General features: G+C 65.4%; 16 protein-coding genes. 7 read left to right on the top strand and 9 right to left on the bottom strand.

The window, feature by feature from the left end; translation table 11 throughout:
• Window positions 1-4: 4 nt before the first annotated feature.
• Genes ACFVJ5_RS07285 through ACFVJ5_RS07295 form a run of 3 tightly spaced genes read right to left on the bottom strand, consistent with a single transcriptional unit; the run spans window position 5 to window position 3,761 of the window.
• Window positions 5-1,627, bottom strand: coding sequence for an acyl-CoA carboxylase subunit beta (locus ACFVJ5_RS07285; protein ID WP_379219003.1), 1,623 nt, complete (start codon window positions 1,625-1,627; stop codon window positions 5-7).
• A 32-nt stretch (window positions 1,628-1,659) separates the two neighbouring features.
• Entirely contained in the window at window positions 1,660-2,565 is a 906-nt protein-coding gene (locus ACFVJ5_RS07290; RefSeq protein ID WP_379219004.1) for a CoA-binding protein, read from the bottom strand.
• Window positions 2,562-3,761: an ATP-grasp domain-containing protein gene (locus ACFVJ5_RS07295; protein ID WP_379219005.1), complete on the bottom strand. Its 1,200-nt coding sequence runs from the start codon at window positions 3,759-3,761 to the stop codon at window positions 2,562-2,564. Before ACFVJ5_RS07295 ends, ACFVJ5_RS07290 begins: the two co-directional genes overlap by 4 nt.
• A 152-nt stretch (window positions 3,762-3,913) precedes the next feature.
• Between ACFVJ5_RS07295 and ACFVJ5_RS07300 the strand changes: the two genes are divergently transcribed.
• The 5 genes from ACFVJ5_RS07300 (at window position 3,914) to ACFVJ5_RS07320 (ending at window position 9,921) form a co-directional block, all read left to right on the top strand.
• The gene (locus tag ACFVJ5_RS07300) at window positions 3,914-4,813 is read left to right on the top strand and encodes a LysR family transcriptional regulator (RefSeq protein ID WP_379219006.1); all 900 of its coding nucleotides are present in this window, start codon (window positions 3,914-3,916) and stop codon (window positions 4,811-4,813) included.
• Window positions 4,814-4,853: 40 nt separating this feature from the next.
• The gene (locus ACFVJ5_RS07305; RefSeq protein WP_379219007.1) at window positions 4,854-5,753 is read left to right on the top strand and encodes a LysR family transcriptional regulator; all 900 of its coding nucleotides are present in this window, start codon (window positions 4,854-4,856) and stop codon (window positions 5,751-5,753) included.
• Window positions 5,754-5,910: 157 nt separating this feature from the next.
• Entirely contained in the window at window positions 5,911-8,124 is a 2,214-nt protein-coding gene (locus tag ACFVJ5_RS07310) for an acetate--CoA ligase family protein (RefSeq protein WP_379219008.1), read from the top strand.
• Window positions 8,121-9,647, top strand: coding sequence for an acyl-CoA carboxylase subunit beta (locus ACFVJ5_RS07315; RefSeq protein ID WP_379219009.1), 1,527 nt, complete (start codon window positions 8,121-8,123; stop codon window positions 9,645-9,647). The genes ACFVJ5_RS07310 and ACFVJ5_RS07315 overlap by 4 nt, the downstream gene beginning before the upstream one ends.
• 58 nt (window positions 9,648-9,705) lie before the next feature.
• A complete protein-coding gene (locus ACFVJ5_RS07320) occupies window positions 9,706-9,921 on the top strand; it encodes a biotin/lipoyl-binding carrier protein (RefSeq protein WP_379219010.1) in 216 nt (71 codons plus the stop codon).
• A gap of 220 nt (window positions 9,922-10,141) precedes the next feature.
• On the opposite strand, the gene ACFVJ5_RS07325 is transcribed toward ACFVJ5_RS07320, so the two are convergent.
• Entirely contained in the window at window positions 10,142-11,098 is a 957-nt protein-coding gene (locus tag ACFVJ5_RS07325) for a formylglycine-generating enzyme family protein (RefSeq protein WP_379219011.1), read from the bottom strand.
• 381 nt (window positions 11,099-11,479) lie between these two features.
• Here ACFVJ5_RS07325 and ACFVJ5_RS07330 point away from each other — a divergent pair, with 381 nt between their 5' ends.
• Complete coding sequence (locus tag ACFVJ5_RS07330) at window positions 11,480-13,837, top strand: arylsulfatase (RefSeq protein ID WP_379219012.1); 2,358 nt, start codon at window positions 11,480-11,482, stop codon at window positions 13,835-13,837.
• A 26-nt stretch (window positions 13,838-13,863) separates the two neighbouring features.
• Window positions 13,864-15,021 carry a DUF2254 family protein gene (locus ACFVJ5_RS07335; protein WP_379219013.1) on the top strand — a complete coding sequence of 386 codons (1,158 nt, stop codon included), beginning with the start codon at window positions 13,864-13,866 and terminating at the stop codon, window positions 15,019-15,021.
• A 164-nt stretch (window positions 15,022-15,185) separates the two neighbouring features.
• Here ACFVJ5_RS07335 and ACFVJ5_RS07340 read toward each other — a convergent pair whose 3' ends face one another.
• The 5 genes from ACFVJ5_RS07340 to ACFVJ5_RS07360 form a co-directional block, all read right to left on the bottom strand.
• Entirely contained in the window at window positions 15,186-16,052 is an 867-nt protein-coding gene (locus ACFVJ5_RS07340) for an NmrA family NAD(P)-binding protein (protein WP_379219014.1), read from the bottom strand.
• 132 nt (window positions 16,053-16,184) lie between these two features.
• Window positions 16,185-16,652 (bottom strand): hypothetical protein, encoded by a 468-nt coding sequence (locus tag ACFVJ5_RS07345; protein ID WP_379219015.1) that lies wholly within the window; start codon window positions 16,650-16,652, stop codon window positions 16,185-16,187.
• Between the two features lie 195 nt (window positions 16,653-16,847).
• Window positions 16,848-17,366 (bottom strand): MarR family winged helix-turn-helix transcriptional regulator, encoded by a 519-nt coding sequence (locus tag ACFVJ5_RS07350; RefSeq protein WP_379219016.1) that lies wholly within the window; start codon window positions 17,364-17,366, stop codon window positions 16,848-16,850.
• Between the two features lie 20 nt (window positions 17,367-17,386).
• Window positions 17,387-17,548 carry a hypothetical protein gene (locus ACFVJ5_RS07355; protein ID WP_379219017.1) on the bottom strand — a complete coding sequence of 54 codons (162 nt, stop codon included), beginning with the start codon at window positions 17,546-17,548 and terminating at the stop codon, window positions 17,387-17,389.
• 22 nt (window positions 17,549-17,570) lie between these two features.
• Window positions 17,571-17,987, bottom strand: a complete 417-nt coding sequence (locus ACFVJ5_RS07360; RefSeq protein ID WP_379219018.1) for a hypothetical protein — start codon at window positions 17,985-17,987, stop codon at window positions 17,571-17,573.
• Window positions 17,988-18,241: the final 254 nt, after the last annotated feature.

The raw sequence follows: 18,241 nt of genomic DNA on the forward strand, positions 1-18,241 counted from the left end.
ACGGTCAGGCCCGCATGGTGCGCGCGGTCGTACCGAGATGTTCGGGCAGGATGCGGTAGGCCTGACGTATCCATTCGCACAGCATCGGACGGGTGTCGCGGGGGTCGATGATGTCCTGGATGCCGAACCGTTCCGCGGTTCGGAAGGGGTTCTCCACAGGTTGGAACCGGGCATACAGCTCCTTGCGGAGCGCGGCCGGGTCATCGCTTTCCGCGAGCGTGCGCCGGTAGGCGGCTTCGACTCCGCCCTCGATGGGGATCGATCCCCAGTGTGCTGTCGGCCAGGCTAGACGCCGATTGATGCTGCCGCCACCCACCGGTCCGTAGGCGGCGCCGGCCAGTCCGTAGGCGCGCCGCACGAACAGCGAGAGCCAGGGGATACGTGCCTGCTCGAGTGCCATCGCCGCCCTGACGCCCTTGCGCAGGGTGCCCTTCTGCTCGGCATCGCTGCCGACAAAGGTGCCGGGCTGGTCGATCAGGTTCACCATCGGCAGGTGGAAGGTATCGGCCATGTCGACGAACCTGATGGTCTTCTCGGCGGAGTCGACAGTCAACGAGCCGCCCAGCCACCTGGGGTCATTCGCAAGGACCGCCACGGGATGACCATCGAGACGGGCGAGCATCGTGATCTGCGACTGTCCGAAGTAGCGTCCGATCTCGAACAAGCTGCCGTGGTCGAAAACCGAGGCCAGCAACTCGCGCATTTCATACGAGTACTGCTTGATCGCAGGGATCGTCGTGGACAAGGCCTCGTCTCGGCGGTACACCGGATCGGCGCAGGGCCTTACCGGGGGAAGCTCATGGACGCTCGACGGCAGGTAGGACAAGAAATGGGCGGTCTGCTCGAGTGCCTCGAACTCGTCGGCTGCCTCGTTGTCGACAACGCCCGATCCGCGCGCATGCACATCCGCGCCGCCGAGTTCCGCATTGGTGACGTCTTCGCCCACGGCCTTCTTCACGACAGCGGGTCCACCGGCGAAAAGGTAGGAACCCTCGGCGGTCATGATCGACAGGTGGCTCGCGCACACCCGCACCGCGCCGAGACCGGCGGCGGCGCCGAGCGCGACGCCGACGACAGGGACGGTGCCCAGCAGTTCCACCATCGGCCAGTGCGGGTATCCGGGAATCTTGGTGGCAGACATCTGCTCGAGGAGGTTGACGCTGCCGCCTGCGGTCTCGACCAGCCGGACTACGGGCCAACGATAGGTCAGAGCCAAGCGCTCGACGTACTGCCATTTCTCCGGGTTGGTCGCCTCCGACGACCCCCCTCGCACGGTGAAGTCCTCGGCGACCACGATCACCTCGCGGCCGTCGATCGTGGCTTGCCCGCAGATGACATTCGACGGTTCGACCGAGATCAGCTGCCCGTGTTCGTCGTAGCGGGCCGAGCCGGTCATCATGCCGATCTCGCGCCATGATCCGGTGTCGACGAGTCGCTCGATGCGTTCGCGCGCCGTCAGACGCCCGCGGGAGTGCTGGCGCTCGACCTTGTCGGGCCCGCCCATCGCCAAGGCGAACTTCCGGCGTTTGGCCATTTCCGCTTCGAACCACGGCCGCCCGGTGCTGTCTACGGCGCTTGTGCCGACGGTCAGGGCCGGGGAAGCCGCTCGGGGTTCGATCTGGGTCATGGTGAGGTTTCCTGTCTGGTCAGGGATGCAGGTCAGCGAACCGCCGCAGCCGGGATTACTTCGGCGAGGTGTACACGGACGTCATACGTCGAGAGGGCCACGAGGACGCCCGCGTCGGCGAGTGCCGCACACTTTTCCTGGACAGTCGCACCATCCGCGTCGCGCGGCGCGTGACCGAATGGCAGGGCTGTCGGCAAGGAGTCGCCCGCACGCCCGGCCACCATCGCGATGACCGGAACCTCGATTCGTCCGTCCGCCACCGCGACCGCCAAGTCGACTTCCTGGCTGCTGGACGGTTCACCGAAGACCACCACTGCGCGGGTGTTCGGATCACTCGCGACAAGTTCGACACCTTCGGTGAGTGTGGTGCCAACCGTCGGCGTGCCGCCGATGGACATCTGCACACTGGTGCCCAGTCCCCATATCCGCATCAACATCGCCAGTTCGGAGGCCATGCCGCCGCTGCGCGAGACGATGCCCACCGAACCGGCCGCGAACCGCTGCCACGGTTCGTCACCCCCGGGACAACCGATTCGGCCCACACCCGGGACGACGACGCCCTGGGAGTTCGGTCCGATCACCCGGCAGTTGTGCGCTCGCGCGACCTCGAGCGCCCGAAGCCAACGATGCTGCGGAACGTTCTCCGCGCTGACCACGATCAGTTCGAGACCCGCCTGCGCAGCCTCCACGACCGCATCGGCTGCGGCCTGCGGCGGCGCGTAGCTCATCGCCACCTGTGCCCCCGTCGCCGCAACGGCCGCGGCGACCGTGTCGAACACCGGCACACCGTGCACCACGGAACCGCCCTTGCCGGGGGTGACACCGGCCGCCACCTTGACACCGGAATCGAGCATCCAGCGGGTCTCGAGCTGCCCCTGTTTACCGGTGATGCCTTGTACGAGAAGACCAGGACCAGCTTCGAGAAGTCGACGAATCATCGGACAAGTCCTTCCAGTTCACGCGGTGACCGTTCCATGGCGGTCAGCAGTAGGTCACAGGCGTCTTCGAGCGAGGCTGTGCGATCGAGTACAAGCGCAGCCGGCAAGCGCTCTTTCAAGATTGCGTGGGCCTCCGCTTCGTGCGGGCCGGCCAGCCGGACGACAGTGGGCACGCGCGTCGAGTCGAATCCGGCCCGATCCGCCGCAGCAACGAACTCGAGCGCGACGTCACGCGCATCGGCGAGACTCAGCACTGCGCCGCCGAACAGCACCCCCCGAAGCCCGGGTACAGACAGTGCGGAACTGAAAAGTGTCCGCAGCTTCTCACTACCGGCGCCTGGCGACGCGTCGAGATAGCAGGCCGGGCGGATGCCGAGGTCCGTCAGGTAGTCCAGCGCCAGAAGTCCCGCGCCACCACCGGTGATCATGCAGGCCACGTCGCCGTCCAACTCGAAGAACTTGATGCCGGCCCGGTTCGGCTCGGCGGCGTCGGCCTTGCGCACCATCAGTTCGCGCGGGGTGGGCGCGCGGTCGAGAGCCGCCTCGGGTTCGACCAGCGGTGTCGGTCGAAGTGCCTGTGCGGCCGGATGACCGTGGGGGTCGAATTCGACCGCCACACCGACGGCGACCAGTCGTTTACCGTCCCACCGGAGGGGGTTCACCTCGATGAGGGCGGCCTCCGCGGCGCAGAAGGTGGTCCACAGGACGTGCAGCGCATGGGTGAGCGCACTGCGCAGCCCGGCATCGTGGACAGCCGCCTCATCGAGCAAGGCGGCCACGGTGTCGTCGTCGAGGCCGTCCGTCAAGCCGACCGTGACGGCGGCCGCTCGGCGCGCGTCGAATCCGACACCGCCGGTGGCATCGGCCCGCACGATCGCGCCACGCGTGGTCTCGTCGAGGGCGATGGAGAGGTAGCACTCCTCCCCATCGACGTACTCCTCCACCACCGCGGGCGCGCCACCTCGAAGCGTCGCGACGACGGCGGAAGACAGCTCGCCCCGAGTCCGGCAGATATGCACGAGTCCGGCCAGGCCCTTGCCGCTGCCCGCGATGTCGGGCTTGACCACCCATGGTGGCCCGAACCCAGGCTCGTCCGACGCCAAGAGCCGCTCATCCGTCACGACGACCAGTTCGGGCGTCTCGACGCCGGCCTGGCGCAGCCATGGCATCGCGGCGCTCTCAGTGGCGCGTGGCATCGCGTCTCCCTTCATTTCGGGCCCTCAGGTGGTGGGCCGATCGAGTCACGTATCACTGTGATGCAGGTAACTGATTCAAGGAAGAAGTCATTGACTACCACCGTGATCGTCATTGTCGATCACTCTGGCTACCATCGCGCTACCATCGCGGCATGAGATCGGAACAGCTGCGCTACCTGGAGGCGGCGATCCGCCACGGTTCACTGCGCAAGGCGGCCCAGGAGGTGGGCGTCGGGCAGCCGACACTCAGCCAGCAGATTCAGCGCCTCGAGGAGGATCTCAACGTCATCCTGCTGATCCGCCGCGCCAACGGCGTCCTCCCCAGCGCCGAGGCCCGGATTCTGCTCCCACACATACGGCAGGTGCTGCAGGCCAACCGTGCCCTGCGCGAGGAGGCCGGTCTGATCAACGGGCTGCGCAGCGGCAGCGTCCGTCTGGGCGCGGTCGCCACGGCCAGCCAGATACTGCTACCGAGAGTGGTTCCGCTCTACCGGAACTCGTTTCCCAACGTGCGCTTCTCAGTGTGGGAATCGGGCTCCCAGGCTGTGCGCGACAGCGTGATCAGCGGCGAACTCGATCTCGGGTTGGTGGTGGGCACCGACGATCCGGCCTCCTCCGCCGGCCTCACCTCGACCGACCTGATCTTCGATGAAGTCCTGCTGTGCGTGTCCCGGCATCATCCGCTGGCCGGCAAGTCAACCGTCAGCATCGACGACCTTGAGGGCCAGCCCTGGGTGGTGTCCGCGCACGGTTACGCCCTCCGGGAGTTGGTGGACCGCACATTCTCACCACCAGCACAAGACATCGTCTACGAGACGACCACCCCGCACACCAGCCTGCTCATGGTCGCGGCCCAGGTGGGCATCGCCATGCTGCCTCGGCATGCGCTGCGCGGCTACGGCGCCGACGAGATCGCCACACCCGCAACGGAGTGGGACCCACCTCGGCTGACCGTCTGCCTGATCAGGCGGACCGACACTCAGCCAGCGCCCGCAGCGCGAAAGCTCATCCACGCACTGCGCGAGGTCAGCGCGGAATGGTCCGGCAAGTGATAGCCTTCGACTCTCGGTCCAGGAATGACAGAGGCGCCCGGTGAGGTTCGAACAACTGCGATATCTCGTAGCCGCCGTCCAGGAAGGATCGCTCCGACGAGCGGCGGCCAGTCTCGACCTGTCCCAGCCCGCGGTCAGCGACCAGATCCGAAGGCTGGAAGAGGAATTGGGACTCGTCCTGATGACGAGGGGCAGCAATGGAGTGCGTCCTACCTATGCCGCCGAGCTCATCATGCCGCATGTGCGCTCCGCACTTCGCGCGGAGAGCGCCATCCGGGCCGAGGCGAGCGCGATCAGCGGGCTGACATCCGGTCGCATCAGTATCGGCACCATTCCAGCGGCGAGCAATCGGCTGCTCCCCGACGTCGTGGCTCAGTTCCGGAACACTCATCCCAACGTGCAGTTCCAGGTGAACGAGTGTGGCTCGATGGAGGTCGAGCGGGGCGTCAGCAAGGGCGACTTCGACCTCGGTATCGTCTCGAGGTTTGCGGACGACGGATCACAGGGAGACGACCTCCGGGTCATAGACCTGCGGCCGGGGCGGATCGTTCTCGCAATTCCGGAGAAGCATCCTCTTGCCGAGAAAGACAGAATCGGCGCAAAGGATCTGGAAGGGCAGCCCATGATCGTCATGCAGCGGGGCACCCTGCTCAGGGATGCCTACGAGCGGTTGTCCCAAGAGGTGGCGACACAGCCGGTCTATTTCACCAACACCACGGAGTCTGCGCAGCAGCTGGTCCGCGCCGGGATCGGGTTCGCGCTGGCACATACGTTGGCATCGACGACTCTCAGCAGGCCCGGTGTTGTCCTGGCGACCCTCGACGTGCCGTGGACAGCGACCCAGATGTCGGTGGTCATGCGGGTGGGCGAACAGCCGTCCCGAGCGGCGCAGGGGTTCCTCCAGCTGCTACGTGCCTCGAAAGTCGATCCCCGCGACTGACGGCGTCCGCGAGCCCTCGACCGCACACCGAGGGCTGCCGGTCCAACTTCTGCGATAACCCATGACTATCGCGGTTCATGGCGAATGCGTATTCCCGCCACGCCAGTCACAGGTGCACTCTTGCTCGAAATCACCACGAGTTCGAGGAGATGCGCAAGTGACCTTGACCGACGATTCGTCAACACCGGCCGATCGACTGTCGCACGTCGTCGAGCAGGCAATGGCGGACGGAAGCACCATGGTCGACGAGGCTTCCGCCAAGCAGGTTCTGCGAGCCGCCGGCGTGTCGGTTCCGTCGGGGCGCTCGGCCACTACATTCGAGCAGCTGCGGGTAGCCGCGGCCGAACTGAAGACACCGTTGGTACTGAAGGCGGTATCCCCGACGGTCGTGCACAAAAGTGACCTCGGTGCCGTGGTCGTCGGTCTCCACGATGCGAACGAGGTCGTCGCCGCGGCTCGTCGGATGGCTGACAACCTCCGAGCCGCAGGACACGAAGTCTCCGGGTTCCTCCTGGAGGAGATGGCCGAACCTGGCCAGGAACTCGTCGTCGGAGCTGTGCGCCGCGACGGCCTCGGCTGGATCGTCATGGTAGGCATCGGCGGGATCTTCGTCGAGCTCATCGGTGACGTCACCTTCGCGTTCGGCCCACTCGAACGTGCAGAGATCAGACGGATGATCAGGAGTCTGCGAGGCAAAGGAATCCTCGAGGGTGCACGGGGCCGTCCGCCCGTCGACGTCGAGGGTCTTGTCAGCGTGGTCGAGCAGCTCGCGGGCCCGCGGGGTCTTCTGTCCCACGCCCCGGCCGAACTCTTGGCCGTCGATCTGAACCCCGTTATCGTGTCGGCCTCCGGAGCGACGGCAGTGGATGCGCGATTCATCGTGGGTGCGCCAGGTTCGGCCGTTGACAGTCCGCCGCAGCTCGCGAGTGATTTCCAACCGCTGTTCGGTCCCCGCACCATCGCTGTCGCGGGCGCGTCGTCGAAAAAGACGAATGCGGCGAACATGTTCATCCGCAACACCCGGGACTTCGGCTTCGACGGGTCGATCTTTCCGCTGCACGTCACGGCTGACGAAATCGAGGGCCTGCCCGCCTATCGGGATGTCGCAAGCCTCCCGGCGGACGTGGACTACCTTTACGTGGCCCTACCCGGCGCAGCGGTGGCGGACCTGCTGGAGACAGGCGCCGGGCGCGTGAAGTTCGCCCAAATCGTGTCGAGCGGCTTCGGTGAGACCGCCGATGGCGGCGAGAAGCAACAAGCGCTCGTCGATGCCGCGCGCCGTTCGGGTACAAGGATCATCGGCCCCAACTGCGTCGGCACTCACTCGTCCCGCGGACGTCTGACCTTCATAGACGAGGTCGATCCTGTCGAGGGCGGGGTCTGCGTGGTCAGTCAGAGCGGCGGACTTGCGATCGACATCCTGCGCCTGGGCAGCAGCAGGGGTCTGCAGTTCAACTCCGTCGTCAGTCTCGGCAACGGGGCCGATGTCAGTCCGGCAGAGCTGGTGCGCCACCATCTCGACGATCCGGCAGTCTCCGTGATCGGGTTGTATCTCGAGTCGCTGGCCGAGGCCAAAGCGGTAATGGACGTCGCGCTACAGGGAACGGCTCGCAAGCCTATTGTCCTGCTCGCCGGGGGCCGTACGTCCTCCGGCGCTCGTGCCGCCAGCTCGCATACCGGTGCCCTCATGACAGATCACACGTTGTGGCCGGTACTCGCTCGCCAGTCCGGATTCGTTCTGGTCGACACGCTGTCCGAGTTGGTGAATGCACTCCTTGCATTCCAGTTCCGCGATGCGGCGGTACGCCCGGTCGACAACGAGGTCGTCCTGTTCGGAAATGGTGGCGGCAGCAGTGTCCTGGCCACCGATGCGCTGGAACGCGTGGGCCTGAGCCTTGCAGACTTGGAGCCGGGGGTGCTCGAGAAGCTCACCGCCGTGGGCCTCGAGCCCGGCAGCAGTCTCGTCAACCCCATCGACGCTCCGGCACCTGCGATCGCGGCGCGCAATGGTCAGGTCGCCGAGGACGTCCTGCGAGAAGTGATGAACAGCGATCAGCCCCCGGCAGCGATGATCTCTCATCTCAACGTGGGCGTCATCGCCAGCCACACCGGACACGCCGGCACCGACGCGGTGGAGTCGATCATCACCGCGATCGGCCAGGTGCGGGCGGACTATCCCGGCCGGTCGCACCACGGGCTCGTGCTGCGCTCCGACGGCCGACCTGCCACGGAGCAGCGCATTCGTGAATATCGCTCTCTCGCAGGCTTTTTCGGTCTTCCGGTATTCGACGAGATAGCCCAGGCAGTCGGGGCGATTGCTGCCTTGATCTCCGCAACCCAAGAGCCCCATGAGGAAGGAAATACGTTGTGACGCTCGACGAACGAAGTGCTCAGCACGATGCCCGGATCGAGAAGATTCTGGCTATGGGCGGCCCAGAAAAGCTCGGCAGGCGGCGAGAGGCTGGGCAGCTGAATGCTCGCGAGCGAGTGAGCCTGCTTTTCGACCCTGGGTCGTTCTCGGAGTGGGGTATGCACACGACATCGCGGAGGGAGGCCGACCGCCACTCCACTCCCGCCGACGGCAAAGTGTGCGGAGTGGGAACCGTCGACGGACGACCAGCGGCGGTGGTGTCGTACGACTTCACCGTCAAGGGTGCCTCGAGCAGCCCGGTCAGCAACAAGAAGATGCAGCACATGAAGGACCTGGCCGCGCACTCGGGCATGCCGGTCGTCTATCTCGCGGAATCGACCGGAGTCAGGATGCCCGACATCATGGGCGCGGTGGCGATGGGAAGCGGCGACGACTCGTCTCGTTTCTTACGTCGGCGCGAGACACCCTGGGTTTCTTCGGTTTTCGGATACGCATTCGGGTCAGCAGCCTGGCACACGGTGTGCGCGGACTTCGCGGTGATGGTGAAGGGCTCGGTGATGGCAGTGTCGAGCCCAACCCTTGTCAGCATGGCAACGGGCCAGGATGTGGACCGTGAAGAGCTCGGCGGTTGGAAGCTGCACTCGGAAGTGACCGGCGTCGTCGACGTGGTCGTCGACGATGATGTCCAGGCTCTAGCTGCTACCCGACGGTTCTTGTCCTATCTGCCCAGCCACAACGCGGAGCCGCCCCCGCTCGCCCCCGAGATGCTGCACACCGAGGAAGAATCGATCTTCGACATTCTTCCCGACCGACCCAACGCCGTCTACGACGTGCGCAAGGTCATTCGCAACATCGTCGACGACGGCTCGATGATGGAGCTCAAGTCACGTTTCGCCCGAAGTCTCGTCACGGCACTGTGCCGGCTGAATGGGCGCACGGTCGGAATCGTGGCCAACAACCCGCTCTACAAGGGCGGGGCGATCGACGCGGATGCCTGCGACAAGGTTGTCAGCTTCCTGGTCCTGTGCGACTCCTACAACATCCCCCTCGTCTTCATGGTCGACCAGCCAGGTTTCCTGGTGGGCCTCGACGCGGAGCGCAAGCGCATCGCCGGCAAGGTGATCAATTGGATGAACGCGACATCCCTCGTCACGGTCCCCAAAGTGACTGTGATCATGCGCAAGAGCTACGGCCAGGCATTCGTCAACATGGGCGGCGGCGCTACCTCCGATGCGGTCGCGGCCTGGTACACGGCCGAGGTCGGATTCATGGATCCGCGCTCCGGCGTACGCATCGTGCACGGCCTCTCACAGGGGGACGATCCGCAGGCGTTCGACCGGCATCTCGAAGAGATGTCCAAGGACGGCGGACCGTACGACCTGGCATCGGTCTATGGCGCTCATGACGTCATCGATCCCCGAGAGACACGCGGCTACCTAATCAGGACGATCGAGATACTCACACCCAAATCGACCGGGGGAGTGGGACAGCATCTGCTCTCGACCTGGCCCACCAGCTACTGAATCACGAAAAAATGACCGACCTGCCGAGCTAACCGGCTCGAGAACAAGGAGAACGACAATGTCCGAACCAATCATCGCCGACGTGGGAGCCAGCGTCTGGAAAATCCTCGCCTCCGTGGGTGACGTCGTCGACGATGGCGGGGTCGTGATGATCCTGGAGTCGATGAAGATGGAGATCCCGGTCATTTGTGAGGGCGGCGGAACAATCGCCTCCATCGACGTGGCCGAGGCGCAGACTGTCGCAGCCGGCCAGCTACTCGCGACCGTGAACTGAACTATCAGAACTCCGCGCATCATCGGAAGCGCCGCGTGCAGAGCGCGTTTGGTTCAGAGCTCTGCGGACGTCGACGGCGTCTGTCCCCCCGCCAGCCGTTTGCCGCTATGAGGCCGTTGTCCCGGATTCGATGTGCACCCAGGCGGTCGAGTATGGGTTGCCACCAAGGGAGCGAAGCTGGCTCGTCATATCACGGACGTGGTCAGGCTGGCGGCGTCGTTTACGGTCGCACGATCAGCCGAAATCCCAGATGTGAGGTCGAGGTGTCGACAACTTGGGCCATTCTCGCCGCCGGCCGGTACCGACGGCAGTAGTTCGGAGCACACAGGTGTGAGCCGCCTTTGATGACACGGCGGCCGATGGTCGATCCAGCATGATCGCGGCTGTCGGTTTCGGTACCGCCACGCGGATTTTCGGGGACACAGCAGGCATGGGCCGGGCTCTGGTGGGCCGTGTACCAATCCTGGGTCCACTCCCAGACGTTGCCGATCATGTCCGAAAGCCCATATCCGTTGGGCGGGAACGATCCGGTCGGTGAAGTTCCTTCGTATCGGTCGATTCGCGTGTTGTGGTGGGGGAATTCGCCGTGCCAAGTATTCGCCATCGGTGTGCTTTCCGGTTCGAATTCATCACCCCACGCGAATTCGGCGCCGTCGAGCCCCCCGCGGCAGGCGTACTCCCATTCGGCCTCGGTCGGTACGTCCTTGCGCGCCCATTCGGCGTAGGCCGCGACGTCGTCCCAGGCTATGTGCACCACCGGATGGTCGGGTCGCTTCTTGATGGAGGTGCCAGGACCCTGTGGATGCCGCCAATTCGCTCCGGGAACCCAATGCCACCATCGGTAGGGCTGGTCCAAGCGCACGCGGTGATCGGGCTTGATGAACACCGACGAGCCGGGGACCAGTTGGTCGGGGGCGGCATCGGGGTAGTCGGTCGCTGCCGGGGCGCGCTCGGCGACGGTGACATAGCGGGTGCGGGAAACGAAGCGGGCGAATTCGGTATTCGTCACCGGATGCGGGTCGATCCAGAATCCGGGGACCGCGACCCGGTGGGCCGGCGCTTCCTCCGGGTAATGGTTGTCCGAGCCCATCGTGTAGCTGCCGCCTTCGATCCATACCTGGTGTTCTTGCCGGGGGCGGTCGATGTGCGGTAACGGCTCGTCGGCGATCCTGTTCATATCGTTGCCCTTCTGATGACCGACGGATATCGCGGGAGGTACTCCGAGCTTCGTTGTCACGGCGCTGTAATCCCTCATCCGGCAAGGGTGAACTTTCGATGATGATCGCGGTATTCACTGATACCCGGTGTAATGTCGAACGGGTCGTTGGACCGGCCGTCGGTGCTGATTCCCCAAGATGACTCCGGCACGGCGAGCTCGGATAGGTGGGTGCGGAGCAGGCTCAGCCTGCACACGCCCTGCGGTTGGACGGTGGTCGATATAGGAATCGACATTGTGACGATATCCGAAGCCCTGCAGGGTAGCTCGCCGTGATTCCTCTCCGCGAGGAGCGCCGGGACTTGCCGCGCATCGGTGTCCTATCTGTGAGGAGTCTGCCCCATGGCAATTCCATTCCGCGGTGTTGTCAACCTCGATATCCGCGATTCGGTCCCGGACTGGGGCCCCTATCAGCAGCCGAAGGCGGCGGCGGGCTCGCCGAACGTCGTTTACATCGTGCTCGATGATGTCGGGTTCGGCGCGATGAGTTGCTACGGCGGCCCGATCGAGACACCGAACATCGATCGGATCGCCGCGAAAGGTCTGCGCTACAGCCAGTGGCATACCACCGCACTGTGCTCGCCGACCCGCTCCTGCCTGCTCACCGGCCGCAACCACACCACCAACGGCATGGCGTGTATCAGCGAGTGCGCGGTGGGATTTCCGGGCGCCAACGGCCATATCCCACCGGAGTGCGCCACGCTGGCCGAGGTTCTGGTCGAACAGGGCTACAGCACGGCGATGGTCGGCAAATGGCATCTGTGCGCCGAGGACGAGATGAACCTCGCCTCCACCAAACGGAACTGGCCGATCGGTCGCGGTTTCGAGCGTTTCTACGGATTCCTCGGCGCGGAGACCAACCAGTGGTATCCCGATCTGATCCACGACAACCATCCGGTCGAGCAGCCGTCGATGCCCGAGGACGGCTACCACTTCAGCGTCGACATCACCGACCGGGCCATCGAATACATCGACGATGTCAAAGCCATCGCCCCGGATCGTCCGGTTCTTCTCTACTACGCTCCAGGGTGCGCGCACGCTCCGCACCAGGTGCCGCGCGAATGGGCCGACCGCTATCGGGGCAGGTTCGACGCCGGCTACGAGGCGATGCGCGCAGAGATCCTCGCGCGGCAGAAGCAGATGGGTTTGGTTCCCCAGAACACCGAGCTGCCACCGCTCAACCCGATCGGCACACCCGAGACCCGCAGTGGACCCGGCGGCGAGCCGTTCCCGCCGCTGGACTACACCCGCCCCTGGGACTCCCTCTCCAGTGATGAACAGCGGCTGTTCTCCCGCATGGCCGAGGTGTACGCGGGTTTCCTGTCGCACTGTGACGACCAGATCGGGCGCCTGCTCGATTATCTGGAGCGGATCGAGGAACTCGACAACACCATCATCGTGGTGGTCTCCGACAACGGGGCCAGCGGTGAGGGCGGATCGGACGGCTCGGTCAACGAGAACAAGATCGCCAACGGCGTCCCGGACGATCTGGCCGAGAACATGGCCAAACTCGACGAGCTGGGCAGTCCCACGACCTACAACCACTATCCGAACGGGTGGGCGATGGCCTTCAACGCCCCCTTCAAGATGTGGAAGCGGTACTCCTTCAACGGCGGCACCTGCGACCCGTGCGTGATCTCCTGGCCGGCCGGGATCTCGGCCAACGGCGAGACCCGTGATCAGTACCATCACGCCGTCGACCTGGTGCCGACGTTGCTGGACTGCGTCGGTGTCGACCTCCCCGAGATGGTGAAGGGACACGCCCAGGTGCCACTACAGGGCGTGAGCATGCGCTACAGCTTCGACGCGCCCAACATCCCGACCGCCAAGCACACGCAGTTCTACTCGATGCTCGGCGGGCGCGGGATCTGGCACGACGGCTGGAAAGCGGTCACCACCCACCCCACTCTGAGCGGATGGAGCGACTTCCCCGACGACACCTGGGAGCTCTACCACACCGAGGTGGACCGCGCCGAGATGCGCGATCTCGCCGCCGAGGAGCCCGGGAGGCTGGCCGAACTCATCGGCCTGTGGTTCTACGAGGCAGGTACCAACCAGGCGTTCCCGCTCGACGACCGCTCCGCCGTCGAAATCCTCACCACCCCACGTCCCCAGCTCGCGCCGCCGCGCAACCGCTACGTCTACCGTCCCGGCGGCGCGGAGGTCCCCGAGGCGGTGGCGGTCAACATCCGCAACCGCTCGTACTCGATCGGAGCGCTCGTCGATCTGCCCGCACCAGGTGCCTCCGGTGTCCTGTTCTCCCACGGCGGCCGCTTCGGCGGGCACGCGCTGTACATCAAGGACAACCGGCTGCACTACGTGTACAACTTCCTGGGCAGCGAGGAACAGCGGATCGTGGCGACCGAGGACCTGCCGACCGGCGAGAACCTGATCCTGGCCGCATCCTTCGACAAGGAGAGCGAGGATCCACCCGGCACCGCACGCGGTCTCCTCAGCCTCTACCACGGTGACCGCAAGGTCGGCGAGGGCCGAATCCGTACCCAGCCAGGCAAATTCAGCCTCACCGGCGAAGGGCTCAACGCGGGCCGTGACAGCGCCGAAGCCGTTACCGGGGACTACCCCGGAGCGCGACCATGGTCGTTCACCGGTGGGACGCTGCACCGGGTAGCGGTCGACGTGAGCGGCGAACCGTTCATCGATCTCGAACGCGAAGCCGCCGCGATGCTGTCACGCGAGTAACCGCACCCAGGTCAGCGGTGGCTACCGTGCTCGAGGGAGTCCGAATCCGCCGCCGCGTGCGTGCAGGCCTGGCCCAGCTCGTGTTCGTAGCGGTCGGACTGGGTGCTGGACTCGTCGTCCCGCGGATCGCCTGGGGCCCTCGCGTGTCGAGTGCCCAGGTGATCGACACGCTGCTGGCGATCGGGCTCGGTCTCCTCGGCGCGGTGGCGGTCATCTTCTCGCTGCTTTTCCTGGTTGTGCAGTGGGTGGCCACCACTTTCACGCCGCGTTTGATGCTCTTCCGCGACGACCCGATCATCTGGCGGGCATTCGGCTTCGCCCTCGGGATCGCGGTATTCTGCGTCACCTCTGCTCTGGCCATCGGCAAACAACCCGAGGTTTCGGCGGCCGTGCCGCTCCTGGCGATGCTGCTGGTGCTGGTGCAGATCGCGTTGTTGCGAACCTTGCAGTTGCGTGCCTTCACCGCGATTCAATTGGCCCCCGCGCTCGGCGCGATCGCCGCCCGCGGGCGAAAGGCTTTCGACGCCATGTACTCCGGGCGCAGCTCGCCGGCTCGGTCCCCGCTGCCGCCCCCACACATGTCGGTCGGGTGGCAGCACCCCCCGATGGTGCTGCAACAGGTCGAGGTCGACCGGCTGATCGACGCAGCGACGGCCGCGAACGTGGTCATCGTCGTGCGACACAGTCCTGGCGCCACACTGCATCACAGCAGTCGCGTCGCCGACATCTACGGCGGGACGCTGCCCGAAGCCCGTGTCCTGCAGGGGCTGATCGTCGGTAAAGAACGGACTTTCGACCAGGACCCGTTGCTCGCGGTTCGGCTGTTGGCCGATATCGCGCTGCGCGCATTGTCCCCGGCGGTGAACGACCCGGCGACAGCAGTACAAGCCCTCGACGAGTTGGGGGATCTGCTCGCATCGGCCGCTGCGACACGACTCGATCCGTTGCGCCTGACCGACCACAACGGTGTCGAAAGGCTGATCGTTGTTCTGCCGGAATGGGAGGAGTTCATTCGGACAGGTGTCGACGACATCGCGTGCGCCGTCAACTCGCCGATGGTCGTCACAGGCCTACAGGACATGCTGCGGCGGGTACGCGACCGCGCTGATCCCGACCGCACCGAACTGATCGACCGGCGGCTGACGTGGCTCGATGACAGGGTGGCCCAGCGGAACCTCCCCTGAGCCCGCGGCGAGCACGGAGCACCACCGTGGGCGGAGGCGATCGCCTAGTTCCTGTGCCATGGCCGATTACCCAAAGCGCTAGTCGCTTTCCTTGATTCGGTCACCGGGTTGTCCCAGGCATCGTTGCAGGGCGCTCGAGCGAGTTCCTCGTGCACGGCACCGGATCAACGGAAGCAGCTCAGGTGTTCGTGCAGGAACGCGTCCAGGGTCCGGGGCTCACGTCCCAAGATGTGGGTGACGGTGTCGGTGGGCGATTCCGGGCGGGACGCGGCCAGTTGCTGGATCTCCACAACGTGTTCGGCGAGCCAGGGGGGCATGTGCGCGTGGTGGATGAGGTTGTCGCGCAGTTGCTGCGGGGTCAGGTCCACGTAGCGGACCGGGCGGCTGAGCAGGCGTGTCAGAGTTCGGGCGAGTCCACCGTAGCTGAGGGTTTCGCTCCCGGTGAGCAGGTAGGTGCCGCCCGCGAGGTCGGCGCGCGTGAGCACCGCGGCGGCGACGTCACCGATGTCGCGGCAGTCGACCCAGTTACAGCGGGCGTCTCCCATCGCGCCCAGGATGGTCCCTTGTGCGGCCACGCCCGGAGCCAGACGCAGCAGGTTCTGCATGAACGCGTAGGGGCGCAGCAGGGTGTGGGTGAGGCCGGACGCGCGCAGGTGTTCCTCGACGGCGTGGTGGCCGCGGGAGATCGCGACAGGGGAATCGGCTTCGGCCGCCGGGGCGGAGATCTTGACGATGTGCTCGATGCCGCTGTCGGCGGCCGTGTCGACGACACGCGTTTCGAGCGCGACCTGCGCCGGGCTGTTGGCCATGGCGAGGAACAGTTGCCGGGCGCCGGTGAACGCGGCGCGCAGCGAGGCGGTGTCGGCGGCGTCGGCGGGCACGGTCTCGACCAGGTCGCCGACCGCGTCGTCGAGGTGAGCCCGCAGCCGGTCCGGGTCGCGGGTCAGCGCCCTACTCGGCACGCCTGAGGCGGAGAGGCTGGCCAGCAACGCGCCGCCGGTGGTTCCGGACGCTCCCAAAATGACGATCATTGTGTGCCTTTCGGTCTTCCCCCGGGGTAACTGCGGGGAGTGTGTCGATATGTACGCCGACCGCGGATCTGCTCCCGGCGCGGGTAGTGCGGGCTAGGGGCGGCTGGGTAGGGGAGTGCGGGCGGTGCCGGCCTAGGGCTGGGGTGGCTGTGTTCGCTGGGTCCCACGCCAACGCCAGCTCACGATGCCCGCCGCCAGGGCCGCCGATATCGGCAGATCGAGCCGCAGCCGGCTGAGCCACAAGGTGTCGGGCACGCCGGTGTGCGTCGGCAGCCAGCCAGCGGCGAACCACCCGACGAGACCGGCTGCCCCGGCGGCGCCGACGGAGACCAGTGCGGCCAGCACGGCACGCGGCAGGGCCGTGGTCCACGGGCGAGGCCCCCTGCGGCGTTGCAGCCAGGCGCCGATCAGCAGCGCCACCACGGCCGAGGTGCCTGCGATGGACGTCCAGGCCGCCACCGTCAGCTCGGCCTGCCCACCGGCGACTCCGCCGGCGCCGGCCATGACGGCGGGAGCGAGGTAGGCGACCAGCACCTCACGCCACAGGGTGAAGGGTCGAGCGGCGCTAGGGACCGCCGCGGTGTCTTTTCCGTGGGGCATGGTGACCTCTGTTCCGCTTTCGGATGGGATCGGCGGGGTGAGTTCGGGCATGAGAGGACCTATTCTCCGAATATGATTAGGTAGCTAACTATTAGGCTATGCGATGGCGCCCGCCGACGCTGACGGGCGGTTGCGGCTTGCGGGTTCGTTCGGATCGGTCCCTTGGATCGATCCGCAGGAGCATCCCCGGGCGGGCTACTCCGCGGTCAGGGCGCCGATTCCGCGAACGACCCGCGAGAGTAGATCCAGAAACACCGTGCGCTCGTCGACGGTGAGCTCGCCCACCATTTCCTGAAGACGGTCGAAATGCTCTGGCGCCATGTCGCGTAACCGCTGCGCGCCGCGAGCGGTCAGGATCACCACGGCTCCCCGCCCGTCCTCCGTGGATGGACGCCGGGCGACCAGGCCCTCCCGCTCCAGTCCGTCGACCAGTCCGGTAACCGTGGCCCGTGAGACTCCGAGGTGGGCCGCCAGATGCGAGGGCGACTTCTCCCCGCCGTGATCTTCCAGATCCGCGAGCAGCCGGTATCGCCCGGTCGACAACCCATATCTCGCGAAGTGCGCCTCGGTCGCCCGGCCGAGGCGCGCGCCCGCCGAGATCAGCCGCACCGCGACGAGTACCGCCTGTGGGTCGACATCGAGACCGTAGTGCTCCAACTGGCGCCGGGCCTGGTCCAGTGTGGGTGACTCGTGGTCGGTCTCGTCCGTTGTCATGTAAGTAATATGGCAGCTAACTACATCTCGGTCAACCCGTACCGGTCCTCCAGCGGTCCGATTGTGATGACCTTCTTGCGCGCGAACTTCACCGCGTACGAGGCGGCGTAGAGGGCTTCCACCGCGAGCCGATAGTGCTCGGAGGCGTTCGGATCACTGTGGCTGTCGATTATGAGGAGCAACGATTTTTCTTCGGCATGAAGTCTAAAAGAGTGCCCGCTTCTCGGTTTGCTCAACCTTGTCGGCATCGGGGAAGTCAGCAGTATATGCAATGATGTCACCCATGGCCAGGTGATTGGCGAAGAAGTCGACAACCTGGTGGATGTCCGCGCTGCTCAGATCCACGTCCACCGTCTTGTGCTTCTCGATGAATGGTGTGTCGTCGGCGAATTCCAGCGTCAGCTCGTCCTTGGAGAAGAGGGCCTGCCGCAGTCCGCCGAACTGCGAATTGCCCTGGTCGTTCAATTCGAATTGCGGTTCATCGAGTTGGCCGTCCTCTTCCAGGTACACCCCGGTCTGAATTGAAAAATAGCCGTCCGCTTCGCGGAAGTTGATCGCGTTCGTATCGAGTTGATCGTAGATCAATTCAATTTCTTTTGGAACTATTCTCAATGTGCCCACTCCTCCTATAATACCTCGTAGCCGATTTCCGGAGTTTCGGCCGGTTCTTCGCCAGTAAGGCCGGCGCTCCGCCGGCTGAGCGCGACGTGATCTCGCTCAACGGCCGATTCCTGGTCGGGATCCAGGTTCACATCGGGTGCAAGGATTATCACGTCGTCTGTGCCGATGATGTCGGGTGATCGGTACTTGTCAGCGTCTCGTACGAGCGAATATTTGCGTCTGCCGGTTGTCGGTACACTGCGATCACTCACATT

The sequence above is a fragment of the Nocardia sp. NPDC127606 genome (genome assembly GCF_042671725.1).
Lineage (GTDB): Bacteria > Actinomycetota > Actinomycetes > Mycobacteriales > Mycobacteriaceae > Nocardia.

Excerpts from the sequence above, each read along its gene's own strand:
- ACFVJ5_RS07290 (WP_379219004.1), bottom strand. The coding sequence starts at position 2,565 with ATGATTCGTCGACTTCTCGAAGCTGGTCCTGGTCTTCTCGTACAAGGC.
- ACFVJ5_RS07300 (WP_379219006.1), top strand. The coding sequence starts at position 3,914 with ATGAGATCGGAACAGCTGCGCTACCTGGAGGCGGCGATCCGCCACGGT.
- ACFVJ5_RS07285 (WP_379219003.1), bottom strand. The coding sequence starts at position 1,627 with ATGACCCAGATCGAACCCCGAGCGGCTTCCCCGGCCCTGACCGTCGGC.
- ACFVJ5_RS07340 (WP_379219014.1), bottom strand. The coding sequence starts at position 16,052 with ATGATCGTCATTTTGGGAGCGTCCGGAACCACCGGCGGCGCGTTGCTG.
- ACFVJ5_RS07320 (WP_379219010.1), top strand. The coding sequence starts at position 9,706 with ATGTCCGAACCAATCATCGCCGACGTGGGAGCCAGCGTCTGGAAAATC.
- ACFVJ5_RS07345 (WP_379219015.1), bottom strand. The coding sequence starts at position 16,652 with ATGCCCCACGGAAAAGACACCGCGGCGGTCCCTAGCGCCGCTCGACCC.
- ACFVJ5_RS07295 (WP_379219005.1), bottom strand. The coding sequence starts at position 3,761 with ATGCCACGCGCCACTGAGAGCGCCGCGATGCCATGGCTGCGCCAGGCC.
- ACFVJ5_RS07350 (WP_379219016.1), bottom strand. The coding sequence starts at position 17,366 with ATGACAACGGACGAGACCGACCACGAGTCACCCACACTGGACCAGGCC.
- ACFVJ5_RS07330 (WP_379219012.1), top strand. The coding sequence starts at position 11,480 with ATGGCAATTCCATTCCGCGGTGTTGTCAACCTCGATATCCGCGATTCG.
- ACFVJ5_RS07325 (WP_379219011.1), bottom strand. The coding sequence starts at position 11,098 with ATGAACAGGATCGCCGACGAGCCGTTACCGCACATCGACCGCCCCCGG.